Origin of the sequence: Pseudoalteromonas sp. MER144-MNA-CIBAN-0113, from assembly GCF_040308965.1 — a bacterium.
GTDB lineage: Bacteria > Pseudomonadota > Gammaproteobacteria > Enterobacterales > Alteromonadaceae > Pseudoalteromonas > Pseudoalteromonas tetraodonis.
This window is the reverse complement of record NZ_JBEOOG010000093.1, coordinates 1-13,995: the sequence shown is the minus strand read 5'-3', so window position 1 is coordinate 13,995 and position 13,995 is coordinate 1. Positions and strand designations below refer to the sequence as shown.

The 13,995-nt window shown below is 40.5% G+C and carries 12 protein-coding genes and 1 tRNA gene; 5 read left to right on the top strand and 8 right to left on the bottom strand.

Annotated features, from left to right (window positions below):
* Positions 1-123 precede the first annotated feature (123 nt).
* Together AAEY57_RS17260 and AAEY57_RS17255 are read left to right on the top strand one after the other, a co-directional pair.
* A tRNA-Val gene (locus tag AAEY57_RS17260) sits at positions 124-199 on the top strand.
* Positions 200-603: 404 nt separating this feature from the next.
* Entirely contained in the window at positions 604-2,235 is a 1,632-nt protein-coding gene (locus AAEY57_RS17255) for a response regulator (RefSeq protein WP_138765455.1), read from the top strand.
* Between the two features lie 124 nt (positions 2,236-2,359).
* Here AAEY57_RS17255 and msrB read toward each other — a convergent pair whose 3' ends face one another.
* The 8 genes from msrB to AAEY57_RS17215 form a co-directional block, all read right to left on the bottom strand.
* Entirely contained in the window at positions 2,360-2,800 is a 441-nt protein-coding gene (gene msrB, locus AAEY57_RS17250) for a peptide-methionine (R)-S-oxide reductase MsrB (RefSeq protein ID WP_138765454.1), read from the bottom strand.
* 95 nt (positions 2,801-2,895) lie between these two features.
* Complete coding sequence (locus tag AAEY57_RS17245) at positions 2,896-3,336, bottom strand: hypothetical protein (protein ID WP_138765453.1); 441 nt, start codon at positions 3,334-3,336, stop codon at positions 2,896-2,898.
* A gap of 8 nt (positions 3,337-3,344) precedes the next feature.
* On the bottom strand, positions 3,345-3,845 hold the full coding sequence (locus AAEY57_RS17240; protein ID WP_138765452.1) for a DUF2919 domain-containing protein: 501 nt from the start codon (positions 3,843-3,845) through the stop codon (positions 3,345-3,347).
* Positions 3,842-4,186: a DUF3392 family protein gene (locus AAEY57_RS17235; RefSeq protein WP_028834947.1), complete on the bottom strand. Its 345-nt coding sequence runs from the start codon at positions 4,184-4,186 to the stop codon at positions 3,842-3,844. The genes AAEY57_RS17240 and AAEY57_RS17235 overlap by 4 nt, the downstream gene beginning before the upstream one ends.
* The gene (ligA, locus tag AAEY57_RS17230) at positions 4,179-6,200 is read right to left on the bottom strand and encodes an NAD-dependent DNA ligase LigA (RefSeq protein ID WP_064662932.1); all 2,022 of its coding nucleotides are present in this window, start codon (positions 6,198-6,200) and stop codon (positions 4,179-4,181) included. Before ligA ends, AAEY57_RS17235 begins: the two co-directional genes overlap by 8 nt.
* Positions 6,201-6,279: 79 nt before the next feature.
* Entirely contained in the window at positions 6,280-7,026 is a 747-nt protein-coding gene (gene zipA, locus AAEY57_RS17225) for a cell division protein ZipA (protein ID WP_138765451.1), read from the bottom strand.
* Positions 7,027-7,099: 73 nt separating this feature from the next.
* On the bottom strand, positions 7,100-10,501 hold the full coding sequence (locus tag AAEY57_RS17220; RefSeq protein ID WP_138765450.1) for a chromosome segregation SMC family protein: 3,402 nt from the start codon (positions 10,499-10,501) through the stop codon (positions 7,100-7,102).
* A gap of 68 nt (positions 10,502-10,569) precedes the next feature.
* Positions 10,570-11,301, bottom strand: a complete 732-nt coding sequence (locus AAEY57_RS17215; RefSeq protein WP_138765449.1) for a TrmH family RNA methyltransferase — start codon at positions 11,299-11,301, stop codon at positions 10,570-10,572.
* Between the two features lie 172 nt (positions 11,302-11,473).
* Here AAEY57_RS17215 and AAEY57_RS17210 point away from each other — a divergent pair, with 172 nt between their 5' ends.
* From AAEY57_RS17210 to AAEY57_RS17200, 3 genes are read left to right on the top strand one after another with little or no spacing between them, the layout of a single operon-like run.
* Positions 11,474-12,574: a YjgN family protein gene (locus AAEY57_RS17210; RefSeq protein ID WP_138765448.1), complete on the top strand. Its 1,101-nt coding sequence runs from the start codon at positions 11,474-11,476 to the stop codon at positions 12,572-12,574.
* On the top strand, positions 12,574-13,614 hold the full coding sequence (locus AAEY57_RS17205; protein ID WP_138765447.1) for a M48 family metallopeptidase: 1,041 nt from the start codon (positions 12,574-12,576) through the stop codon (positions 13,612-13,614). The genes AAEY57_RS17210 and AAEY57_RS17205 overlap by 1 nt, the downstream gene beginning before the upstream one ends.
* Complete coding sequence (locus AAEY57_RS17200) at positions 13,611-13,904, top strand: hypothetical protein (RefSeq protein WP_138765446.1); 294 nt, start codon at positions 13,611-13,613, stop codon at positions 13,902-13,904. Before AAEY57_RS17205 ends, AAEY57_RS17200 begins: the two co-directional genes overlap by 4 nt.
* Positions 13,905-13,995 lie beyond the last annotated feature (91 nt).

The window sequence follows — 13,995 nt, the reverse complement described above, 5'->3', positions numbered from 1 at the left end:
GTGATTAGCTCAGTTGGGAGAGCATCGCCCTTACAAGGCGAGGGTCACTGGTTCAAGTCCAGTATCACCCACCACATATAAATTCTATTATTATGTTAATAGTCATGTGTAAATTTGTAATATGGGTCGTTAGCTCAGTTGGGAGAGCATCGCCCTTACAAGGCGAGGGTCACTGGTTCAAGTCCAGTACGACCCACCATTCTTTGAATGGTGCATATTACAAAAATCTAAATCCTCCAGTACCACCTTCCATTTTAATATTAATTATCCTCCACTCTTTTAGTTCAAGTTCAGTATTAATTACCATTTAGAAATTCGTTACCAAGTAATTCTTCGGTTTCAAAAAATCAGTATTCCAATCACATACCAAAAATTTATCTTTCGAGTTTTATTATCTCCAAAATCATTTTGTTTAAACTTACTTTATTACGCGTGCTATTCATTTACTTTAAATGGGTTTTTAGCTCTTTTAAGGTAAAAATATAAACCTTTAGAATTAATTTGCTTAATAAGCTCTCATCTTCGAGGCGAATCTTTAAATTACCTTGTAAGCGTCTAAACTGTTGATTATAGTCTGTGTTAAATTCAATTACGCTTAAGCCAATGTCTAAAAATATTTTCAATGAAGCAAAAATACTGATTGTAGAAGAGCAGCCACTTGCTCAAAGCTACATGAAACAGTCGCTCGAAAAAATTGGCTTTGGACATATGCGTTTTGCAGATCATGCTCTAGCGGCAAAAGAACAATGCTTACATGAAGAATTTGACTTGGTAATTTGCTCTTTTAATCTAAGCAAACGCCAAGATGGCTACCAGCTTTATGAAGAATTACGCGCTAAAGCATTAATAAAACACTCTACTGGGTTTATTTTTACATCTGCGGAAACTAGCGGAGAGTTAGTTCACAGTGTATTAGAACTTCAACCCGATGACTTTTTAGTAAAACCCTTCTCTGTACAAGAGTTAAGAGTGCGCATAGAGCGTATTCTCAAACGTAAAAGCGACTTAAAAGCTATATACACTTTAATTGATGACGATAACCAGTCTAAAGCATTGAAACAAATTAATGCCCAACTCGATAAAAGTAATAAATACAGCCCTATTCTACTTAGATTAAAAGGCAATATTTTACTGGCGCTAAAACAAAACCAAGAAGCGAAAGATTTTTTTAAGTCAGTTTTGAATATGCAAAAGTTTGCATGGGCAAAAGTAGGACTGGTAGAAGCCTTAATTGCTAACAATGAGCATATTTTGGCTCAGCGCATGCTTAAAACAATACTTGAACGTAATGAGACTCGACTTATAGCCTTAGACTTATTGGGGCGTTTAGAAATAAAACTAAACCAATTTGATTTAGCCCAAGACTTTTTAAGCCAAGCTGCACATATTGCCCCACGTAATATAGACCGTCAAAAATCACTTAACAGCGTATCGCTCATTAATAGAGATTACGAAACCAGCTACTTAACTCAAAAAGATATTGCCACTTACGCTAAGTACTCTATGCATGATAGCCCAGACATTTATTTAAATGCTGCTCGTGCTGGGATTGATTTTGCATTGACCACAGATCAAACTGACCAAATAAACAGGATCTCTCGTCAAACAAATAAATATATTAATGAGTTAAAAACACAATTCCCAACCAGTAATGCGCAAACCCAAATTGATGTGCTCAATGCACGCCTTTATTATTTAAAAGATGAACATAAAAAAGCGAAACAGCTCATTGAGCAACTTGATGACAGCGATACTCAAATACGTTCAGTAGATGGTGCCCTAGACAAGGCAAAAGCACTGCATGAATTAGGTTTTCACCAAAAGGCGCAAGCGCTATTTAGCCAAATAATTGATCATTGCGAACGTCACCCAAGTAGAAGCGATGCTACTTACTTGCGTTATATACAGCAACAGCAAAGTGAAAGACGTGATATTAAAATGGGGCCGAAAGAGCTCAATAATCATGCTGTTAAGCAGTTTGAGCGCGGCCAATTAAATGTTGCCTTAGAGGCATTCAGCCAAGCATTTAGAGTCATGCCACACAATCCAAGTATTGCGCTTAATTTATTGCAATGTTTAGTGGATAAGTCAAAAAAACATGGTGACTCTTTCAATAGTCTGTTGGCCCAAAAGTGCTTTAAACTATTAAAAAAATCCCCCTTAGCAGAAGAGCAATCAGAGCGGTTCGATAAACTACTTCAGATTGCTAAAGAAATGAAACTAGAGATTAGTTAGAGCCTGTTTGGCATTAATGCTACGTTATCGCCTATTTATGGGGAGTAACCACACCACATAGGCGCGGCCTTGCCTAAATCCCAAACAGACCGCTGCAAATTTAACCTTGAAAGGTCAACAGACCCTAGAGCTTTTTCATTGCCAGTGCGTTTACACAGTAGCGTAAACCAGTAGGAAGTGGCCCATCAGGGAAAATATGCCCTAAATGCGCATCACACACATTACAAACAACTTCAACTCGCTCCATGCCATGGCTGTTATCCATTGCATACCCTATCGCATCAACCGTTGCAGGTTGGGTAAATGAAGGCCATCCTGTGCCACTATCAAACTTTTCATCCGCATCAAACAGTAGGTTGTCACAACACACACATACGTACTTTCCCGGTTCTAATAGTGTGCAACTACTCGAACTATTTGGTCGTTCAGTTCCCTTTTTACGGGTCACATAATATTGCTCTTCGTTTAACAGTTCGCGCCATTGCTGATCTGTTTTAACCACTTTTCGAACCGGTGTTGGATTGCCATGGTTGGCAAAATTAACAATATCGTTCCATTTCAACATAACAACCTCATTGCGTTATTAATTTGCTTCATACTGAGCCAAAAGCATTGGCTGACAGCCTATCATTACGTCCGTGGCTAATACCACGATCAACGCTATTTAAACACTATATGGTGCTTCTCTGTTGCTGTAAGTATACGGCTTATATAAGCGTGTAATTGAGCTTGACTACCAGGAATACTCACGCTTAATTGCCTGTCATTATTACTATGCACTATTAGCTCATCGTCTTTTATCTCTATTAACTCAATATTGCTGATGACTAACCAATGCGGGCCATTTTTTTTATCAAACAGCCCTGTTAAACTAAAAACAAATAAGTGCTGCGCATCGCGTTGAATAAAATTACGCAGCGGATTGCGCATTTTAAACAACGGCGTTAATCGGTAACAACACGAACAAAACACCACAACCCACATTACTAAGGCAGCTTTAAACCAAAGGTGTTCCCCTAAAGAAAAAAAGTAGCCACACGCTATAATTACGAGCCCTATTAAAGCGATTACTAGTGCTATTTTTTTATTGATACTATGCATAATCTCGCTTACTTTTTATCGGTTGCTTTTTCTGTCGGCTCGGGCCAATCACTAAAAAAAACACTTAAGTAACGACTTTTTGCCAAATACCACAACACCCACAATACGATTACCATTTGTACAGCTAAAAATAATGAGAAGCGATAGTGGCTATGGGCAGCCTGAATACTTAACCACGACAAATCAATTAATGCACACGCAATCAGCGGCCAACGCATATACCGCCAAATACGCGCTAACCGTTTCGTAGCTTGATGCGAGTCTCTGGGTCTGCGTAAACAAAACAAAATAGTGGGTACAATTGCCACAGCACCAATTGCTATGGCAATAAAAAAATCATTTTTTGATTTAAAAAACAATGACATTAGATCAAGTTCAGGACGACGGCTCAGCGCGGCAATCACCCAAATAAAATAGGCCCGCAGTAACACTAAAATACTAAAATGAAACGCTATTGGTGTACGATAGCTACCATATTTATCCCAGTATTCAGGTCCATAACGGCTCACAACTGGTTTTTCCTATCGGCAATAGTGCCCAAAATAAAAAATGCAGCTAATAATGTGAGCCCTAACCACTTAGTACCAAAAAACAGTAAGGCTTTAGTTAGCAGTGGGCTTAACCACACCACTAATAAACCAAACCCAAACGCGGTGATCAACACAAAACATGCCACTCTTATAATAAAGTGACGCCTAGCTACCACGCCTTTGGTGAGCTTTAAAATGTCATCCGCATAAAGCGACACTAAGCACACCATCAAAAGCAATGATAAATGCGACAAATAGCCTTGTAGCCACTGGCCTAGGTCAATTAACAAGGTATTAAGTATATTTGTAAAACTAGCCATTATGAGTCTCTAACAAAGTAATTAAATCATCCTCTGTCAGTATTTCTATACCGAGTTCTTGCGCTTTAGTTAGTTTAGAGCCGGCTTTTTCGCCCGCCACTAGCGCATCCGTTTTGGCTGAAACACTGCCAGATACCTTGGCACCTAATTGTTGTAGGCGCGCTTTCGCATCATTGCGATTAAGCGTATTAAGCGTCCCAGTTAGCACATAAGTTAAACCCGCTAGCGGTTGTTCTTGCTCTGATGGCGCTGTTAGCTGTGGCCAGTTTATGCCTTGGGCTATTAATTCGTTCACCACGGTTAAATTATGCTCTTCAGTAAAAAAGCCACGCACGTGCTTTGCCACTATTTCACCTACATCGCTTACTTCAATCAGCTGTTCAATGCTGGCATCGATTACGTTTTCAAGCGTTAAAAAATGATTAGCTAAGTTTTGCGCGGTTGCCTCACCGACTTCACGAATACCCAGTGAATATAAAAACTTTGCTAAGGTAGTCGTTTTTGCATCATCAAGTGCGGCAACTAAGTTTTTTGCTGATTTTGGCCCCATTCGTTCAAGTGATTCAAAATGTCCCTGCTTTAAAATAAATAAATCAGCTGGGGTTTTGATCAGCTCTCGGTCAACTAATTGATCAACAATTTTGTCGCCCAAGCCGTCAATATCTAATGCCTTACGCGATGCAAAATGCTTAATCGCTTGTTTACGTTGTGCTTGGCATACTAAGCCACCGGTACAACGTGCAACGGCTTCACCTTCAACCCGTTCAATATGCGAGTCACAAATGGGGCACATAGTTGGAAAGACAATTTCTTTTGCATCGCTTGGGCGTTGCTCAAGTACCACTTGAGTAATTTGCGGGATAACATCCCCAGCGCGGCGAATAATCACAGTGTCGCCCACTTTAACGCCTAAACGAGCTATTTCGTCGGCATTATGCAGCGTTGCATTTGATACCGTAACACCCCCAACAAATACTGGTTCTAGTCTTGCTACTGGTGTAATTGCCCCTGTACGCCCTACTTGAAATTCAACATCTAACAATTGCGTTATTTCTTCTTGAGCCGGAAATTTATAAGCGATTGCCCAACGCGGTGCACGAGCTACAAAGCCTAAGCGCTCTTGTAAGGCTTTTTTATTTACCTTTATTACTACGCCATCTATTTCATATTTTAGCTCGCTACGACGCGTTAAAATGTCATTGTAATAGGCAAGCGCAGCCTTTGGGCCTTCAACTAATTTGGTTTCTGGACACAGCGGTAATCCCCAATCGGTAAGCTTAGCAAGTTGCTGATAGTGATCTTCAGGTAAGGTGCCATCGGCAACTAATCCGGTGCTGTAGGCATAAAACATCAATGGGCGTTTTGCGGTAATTTTTGAGTCGAGCTGGCGTAAACTTCCTGCCGCCGCATTACGTGGATTAACAAAGATTTTATCGCCACGTTTTTCTGCCTCTGCATTTAATTTTTCAAAGCCCGCGCTATCCATAAATACCTCACCGCGCACTTCAAGTTCACGAGGGTAATCATCACCGCGCAATTTTAATGGCACATTGCGGATTGTTTTTACATTTTGAGTAATATTTTCGCCAGTAAAACCATCGCCACGGGTCGCCGCTTGAACCAGTACTCCATCTCGATAAATAATCGATACCGCTAAACCATCCAGTTTAGGCTCACAGCAAAATGTAAGCTCCTCAGTGCTCATTAAGCGCTCTTTAATACGACGATTAAAACCGCTAAATTCATCCTCACCAAAGGCGTTATCAAGCGATAACATAGGCACTTGGTGCGCTACTTGCTCAAACTTGGCAAGCGCCGCTCCTCCAACTTTTTGAGTGGGTGAATCGGCTGTTAAAAACTCAGGGTGCTGGGTTTCTAATTCACTTAGTGTCCGTAACAAGCGATCATATTCGGCATCAGGTATGCTGGGTGTATCAAGCACATAATAACTATAATTGTGTTGCTCAAGCGTGGTACGAAGATGATTAATTTGCTCACTAATGCTGCTTGTCATGTAGACCTCAAAAAACATAAAAAAAGCCACTTTGACGAGTGAACGCCCAGTGGCTTACAAAATTTAACTTATGCGTATGTTACGCAGAAAATGCGCGAACCTGTTCAACATATTGACGAATACGCTCTACCGTCATTACATTTCGCTCTGCATCTAAAATATCGGCACCAAATTCATCCGCTATTTTTTTAGCGGCGCTGTGCAGCATGTTAAACGCGGCTAAACCGTCGCCATCGCATGGCAGAGTCATAAATAAGCTCACCCCAGCGGTGCTAAATTGTTCCATATTATCAATATCGAACGTGCCTGGGTTATACATATTCACCAGCCTAAATAACACCGGCCCTTGGCCTGCTGGGTCTAGGTGGCGATTAAAAAAGCCTTCTTCTGAATATTTAAAACCTAGCGTGTTAACAGCAGGCAGTAATTTACTGCCTTGCATAGTGAGCCCTTCTGGCATTTGAATATGCACAATGACAAAGTCTGCAACGTCTTTAGGGGCATCTTGTTGTGTGTCTGCGGCCTCTTCTGTTACCACTTCAAGGTCATCCTCGATAGTTGTATTTACTGGACTTTCGTCTATCTGTGGTTCATCAGCGCTGAAGTTTAACTCGCTCATTTGTGGCTCTTCTCGTTGCGCTAACGTTGGCTCTTGTGGCTCAGTATGTACAGATGAAGGCTGCTGTTCTTGAACAGGCTCGACTCGCTCATTTGCAGGGAGTTCAGCATTCTCTTTTTTTCTTACTGACCACAAACCGTGTATTAATAAGCCACCAATGACAAATACACTGATCACAATTAAAACCCATCTTAATTCTTCGGCCATCCCCTCACCTTTTATTATTAATATGCCTAACAGCCATCATTTTACCTAAAATAACCAGCAAATGACTATAAAATTATGCATGTGCAAGTTGCACCGCTTGTTCAATATCCACAGCAACCATGCGCGACACGCCGGGCTCTGCCATGGTTACACCCGTTAATCTACCCGCCATTTCCATTGCAATTTTATTATGACTAATATAAATAAACTGCACAGATTGTGACATTTCTTCAACCAAACGGCAAAAACGAACCACATTGGCATCATCTAATGGAGCATCTACCTCGTCCAGCATACAGAATGGAGCTGGATTGAGCCTGAATATAGAAAACACCAATGATAATGCGCTCAGCGCTTTTTCTCCACCACTTAACAAATGAATTGTCGAATTTTTTTTACCTGGTGGCCTTGCCATTATACTAACACCACTTTCGAGTAAATCGTCACTGGTTAATTCTAAGTAAGCACTGCCGCCGCCAAACACTTTGGGGAAAAGCTGGCCAAAATCGTGATTTACCTGATCAAACGTAGACTTAAAGCGCGTTTTTGTTTCACGATCTATTTTATGAATAGCGCCTTCTAAAGCTGTTAATGCTTGGGTTAAATCATCCAGCTGATTATTTAAATAATCACTTCTTTGCTTAGCTTGTTCAAATTCATCAATGGCTGCAAGGTTAACGGCTCCTAATTGCTCTAGCTGATTACTGACTCCAGCAAGTTGATTTTGCGCTGCATTTAATGACAACTCTGCAGGAAGCTCTGCTAATACCTGTTTTAAATTTTGATTAAGCTCACTAAGTGGCTCTAGTACCGCTTGCGCTTTAATTAATAAGCTTTGTTCTTCAATACTCAGCTTTTGATGCTGCTCTTGCAATGCCACCAGCTCAGCTTGTGACGTTTTTAAACTCGCTTGTTTGTTTTGTAATTCTTGTTTTGCTTGAGCTAACTGCTGCTGAATATCCACAAGGGTTTGTTCGCCTTGTTGGTGCTGTACTAATAATTGCTCAATACTCTCTGCAAGCTCTTGCTCAGGAATAAGTAACGCTTCAATCTGCTCTATTATCTCTTGCGCACCCTCTGCAGCAGTTGCAAGCGCCTGTACAGCATGGCTAAGTTTTGTTTGACTGAGCTGCCATTCACTTCGTGCTTTTTGCTCATTAAGGTTTGCCTGATGCGCTAGTGTTTTATATTGTTCAGCATTATTCAAAGCTTGTTTGTAACGTTCATCACTATTTATTCGTGTGCTATCGGCTTGGTTAAGCTCTTCAGCTAAAGCCTGTAACTGCTGTGCAAGCTGTTCATTTTTATCGAGCTCTTCGCTCAATAATTCGCTTAACTGCTGTTGTTGCTCTAGCAGAGGCAGACGCTGTTGTTGTAATTTTGTTAGCTGCTGCAGATGCTGATCAGCTTGCGCTTTAAGCATATCGCCACGCGTTGTTGCTACAGCAAGTTGTTGTGCTAATTGATGAATAGTGTCTTTGCGCTCATTTTGCTGAACAGTTAACAATGCAGCCTGCGTTTTATGTTCTTCAAGCGTGGAGTGTGCGTTCGTCAATGCCTGTTGTTGTTGCTCAAGTAAGGTTTCTTGCTGCTTGAGTTTTTTGTGCATTAATAATAAGGAATTTTCTGCATTTTTATCGCCACTTACATGCCAGTTTCGACCGTGTAATGCCCCTTGCTTATCTATAACCGCAATATAACTATTGTCGTTAAGTGCGCTTATATCGCCGGCTTCATCATAAGCAATATGATTTAATAACTCAGGATACACACCTGAGGTAATAAACGCGGCAATACTGTGCTTAGCTGCAGACTGCGATGCAATTTCCCACGTGCTATTTTCTGCTTTACCTTGTGATATATGAATGTGCTCAAGTGATGACAGCGCCTGCTCGACTAAAAACTCATATCCCGACTGAACAGTTAACTGCTTAAATAAGGTTAAACTTTCATCGCTGCTTTTTTCAAGCCCAAGAGTAGTTTGTAGCCCCGCTATACCGGCTTTTAATTCATTTACTTGCTGAGATAAATGCTGCCAATCTTGCTGTGCATCATCTAGCTGTTGCTGCTGAGCAGTTTGCGCAGTTTGGCCTTTACTGTGAGCCGTTTGCGCTTTCGCTAGCTGCTCAGTCAGGACTTGTCTGTGCTGTTGTTGCTGAGTTAATTGCTGCTCTATCTCACTGCGTTTTAACTCATCTATTTGCTCATCAAGCTGCGTTAGTTGTTGCTTAACATAACTGATTTTCTGTTCTGTATGTTTTACTGCGTTGGTATGCGCTAACTGCTGATTATGCAATTGTTGATAATCTTCTGTTAGTGATTGCCAGTGTGATGTGTCGGCATTTTTAATCTCCAGCAGCCGATTAACCTCATCGGTAAGCTCTATAACTTGCTCGCTACACATTAAGTGATGCTCAATAGCCTGTTGCAAGCTGTCATCTAACTCTTGGCAGAGACTTTGTTGCTGCGTTTTGACTTCTTCACTTTGATTTTTTTGTTGCTCTAACTTGGCTAAATTTTGTTTCAGTGACAGCGTTTGTTGCTTAATACTAATTGCCTGCTGTTCACCGCGAGTCAATTCTGTATGCGTATGGTGCTGCTGTTGCTGTGCATCATTAAGTTTATCTTGCTGAACTTGTACTTGAGCTTCAAGACTTGCAAGAACATCATCATGGCCTGAATGCGCCGTTTTAAAAAAGCTGATTTGTTCATCCAGCTTTTTGATTTGCGCACTTTTATCAAGCTGTTGCTGATGCAGTTTTTGCCATTTTAATACCGCTATTTGCCCCTTTAAGGTGCGTTCCTGGGTTTTAAATTCGCGGTATTTTTTAGCCTCAACCGATTGTACTGCAAGTTTATCGAGTTGATTTTGTAGCTCTTGGCGAACATCGAGGAGTCGCTCTAGGTTTTCTCGGGTGCTTTTTATGCGTGTTTGTGTTTCACGGCGGCGCTCTTTGTATTTAGAGACCCCAGCGGCTTCTTCTAAGAAAACACGTAGCTCTTGCGGTTTGCTCTCTATTAAACGTGAGATCATCCCTTGTTCAATAATAGCGTAGCTTCGCGGCCCAAGCCCCGTGCCTAAAAATATATCAGTAATGTCACGTTTGCGGCATTTGCTTCCATTTAAAAAGTACAGCGATTGGCCATCGCGAGTTACCAAACGCTTAATAGCCACTTGGTTACGATCAGCAAAGGTATTGGGTAATTTACCTTGGGTATTATCAAATATGAGTTCAACAGAAGCTTGTGAGATGGGCTTGCGGTTAGTGGAGCCATTAAAAATAACATCTGTCATGGCATCGCCACGTAAATTTTTAGCTGAGCTTTCACCAAGCACCCATCGCACCGCATCAATCACGTTCGATTTGCCACAGCCATTAGGGCCGACAACACACGTCATTTGATCCGGAAATGGAATTTTAGTGGGCTCTACAAAGGATTTAAAGCCCGCTAATTTTATAGTGCTTAAGCGCATCTGTTTGTTTTACCAATTTTTATTATTTTTGTTAGTTTTTACAATTTAACCTATTTTTAGGCAAAAGGTTAAGCTTGGCGTTTAAAGTTATCTAAAATAATGCCCGTTGCCATTGCCACGTTAAGCGATTCAGCACCGCCAAAGGCGGGAATAGTAATTTTATTACTCACAAGCGCGGCACACTGCTGGCGTATGCCATGTGACTCGCTGCCCATTAATAAAACCCCTTTCCCAGCAAACTGACAGTGATGAACATTCTCGCCCTCTAAAAATGCACCATAAATAGGCACATCCAAAGATGTTAAATAGCTAGGTAAATCAACTTGGCTTACCGATACACGAACAAATGACCCCATAGTGGCGCTAATTGTTTTTGGGTTATACGGATCGGCACTGTCGGTGCTGGCAACAATGTGTTTTATACCGTACCAATCTGCCACGCGAATGATGGTACCTAAATTACCCGGATCAGATACACCATCTAAGGCCAATATTAAACTGTTTTCATCTGGTAATACGGTGCTTGGCATATCAATAACTGCAATAGCCGCATTATTACTGACTAAAGTACTGGCCTTTGTTAGCTGCTCTTCATCTGCTGTAATAAAATGCGTTTGAGGGTATGCGCTTTGGTTATTATCAATAAAGTTTTGCGTTGCAAACACATCGGTTACTTTTAATGGGCTATTTAATAACTCCAGTACATTTTTTTCGCCTTGTACAAGGTATTGATTAAGTTGCTTGCGGTACTTCTTTTGGCCAAGCTGGCGAATTAGTTTAAGTTGGTTTTTTGAAATCATGTCAGCCCCGTTAAATTATCTGCACAGTATACCAGAGGTGACTTAAAGTGCAGCCCTATAAACAGCAAAAGCAATAAAATTAGCCTACTTACAATAAGCTAGCTAATCATAAAGATTGTTTTTATTCTCTAAAAAGGGTAAATTTACAAAAAATTACAAGGACTTTTTTTAAATGGAATCAATACACCCAACTTCAAATGAAACAAATCCCTCTACACCACCAACTGCCTCTCCCATTTTTAGTGGCATAGTAAATTTTAGCGGCAGAGGCGGTGAGTTTTTTGGTATTTGGATAGTCAATATACTATTGAGCGTACTTACGCTTGGAATTTACTCGGCATGGGCAAAAGTGCGCACCTACCGTTATTTTTACGGTCATACGCGTATCGACGGCCATAGCTTTGACTACCTAGCCACTCCTATACAAATTCTAAAAGGCCGCATTTTAGCGGTAATCGTGTTTTTAATTTACACCATACTAAGCAGCCTCGCACCGGCGATAGGCCTTTTATTTGCTATTGGTTTTTTATTTTTGTTGCCATGGATCATTAACCAAGGTTTGCGCTTTAACATGCGTATGACCCGCCATCGTAATGTGCGCTTTGCTTTTTCAGGTAATTACGGCGATGCATTTATTAACTTTGTTTTATTACCTATTGCGAGTGTGTTCACATTGCACTTGTTACTGCCTTATGTATTAAAACGTATTGACCAATATATGCATGAAAACATCAGCTATGGAAACAAACCTCTCACAGTAAACCTTAAGGGCGAACGCTATTATATCGCTGCACTTATTACCCTAGGAGTTGCAATTGGTGGCTTAGTTATTTTTGGCATTTTTGCTGGTGCAAGTGCCTTAACGATCGATAACTTAAACACACAAAACTTTAGCCTTTCGACAATTGTAGTGCCGCTATTAATTGCTGCGTTGTATATTGCGTTTTTAACACTGGTAGGCGCTGTTTATCATTCGCTTATTAGAAATCATATTTTTAATAACAGCGAATTTACAGAGGTCGCTACCTTTGAATCGAGCTTAAAAGCTATTGACTATGCCATCTTACTATTTACCAATGTACTGGCAATTATTTTTACTTTAGGACTTGCCTACCCATGGGCTAAAGTACGCAGAGCAAAGCTGTTAGCATCGGTTACAGAGGTCACTATTTATAGCGGTGCGCTTTCGTTGATTGATGTTGCACAAAATGAGCAGTCATCATTTGCTGAAGAAGCTGCCAATGTGTTTGATATTGATATTTCACTCACCTAATGAGTAATTATCCTATTTTTGGCTGTTATTATTACCCTAATAGCAGTCAGCATATTAAAAGCTATGCACACCTTTCCCATGAGCAAATAACACTTGTTGACTCTGAGAATACGACGTTACTTTCATCAACAATAGACGATTGCCAGCTTGATAGTCCGCTACCGGGCATGGCGTCTGAGTTAATTTTTGCTAACGGTGGTCGATTTATTCCTCAAGATGTAGAATTTAGGTGGCCATTCGCGCTTAAAAAGCATGGGCTGAGTGAACGCTTAGAAAAAAATAAAGTCCTTATTGTTGCATCCGTGCTGCTAATTCCCCTATTGCTTTGGTTAATTTTATACCGCTTAATACCATCAGTAGCCGTATATAGCGTTAACATAGCACCTGCCTCGACAATTGAAACGATGGGAGAGCAAACGCTCAGTGTGATAGAAAAAGTCGCATTAGAACCTTCTCAACTTTCTACTAATAAGCAATCAGAAATACAGCAACAATGGCGTTTAATGCTTAACTCACTCAATTTAGACAGTGCAAAATTTAGACTCTCTTTTTATCAGTCAGATTATTTTTCAGCTAATGCGTTTGCTCTTCCTAATGGGCGGGTTGTTGTGACTGACGAACTTGTTGAGCTATTAAAGAATGAACCTGATGCCCTGCGTGCTATTTTACTTCATGAAATTGGTCATGTTCAGCACCATCACAGCATTCGCCTTGCAGCACAAGCTGCAGCGAGCACCGTTGTATTTGCAGTTATTTTTGGTGATTTAGAAGGGATATTAGAGGTCGTGCTTGGCTCTGGTTCATCTTTTTTACAACAAGCGTTTTCACGAGATATGGAACAAGAGGCCGATGAATATGCTATTAAAAATCTTTTAAAATTAGGATATTCTAACCACGACTTTGCTGATGCAATTGAAGCACTGGAAAATAATTTAAAAGCACAAGAGGCGACCCTTGATGATACTTGGTTAAAGTATTTATCAACGCACCCAAGCTCTCAAGAGCGAATAGAATATGCGAGGCAATATAAACCACTATGACCCCTGAACTGAATTTATTGTTATTAGTCATCATTATGATAACGCTTGGCTACGGGTTTATTTATCCGCGCTTTGCAGGCAGCAGCTTTAAAAAGGTATCGGTACAAGATTTATTTGCAACAGGTATTACGCTATTAATTGCATCTCGCCTTTATTACAACTCGGGCGTGCAATTTAGCTGGTTACTATTTGAAGTTAATTGGTTTTGGTTTACTTTTTTAACTTACGTAATAATCGAAATTCCGGTGTTTATTATTTATGCTAAAAAGCACAATATGCAGTTTTCATAGTACTCTTATTTTATGTAAAAGATCCACCTTCTAAAGAAGGTGGCTTTGAATTAGCCCCCTAAAAGGGGGCGTTGTTTACTCCAGAGTTAAC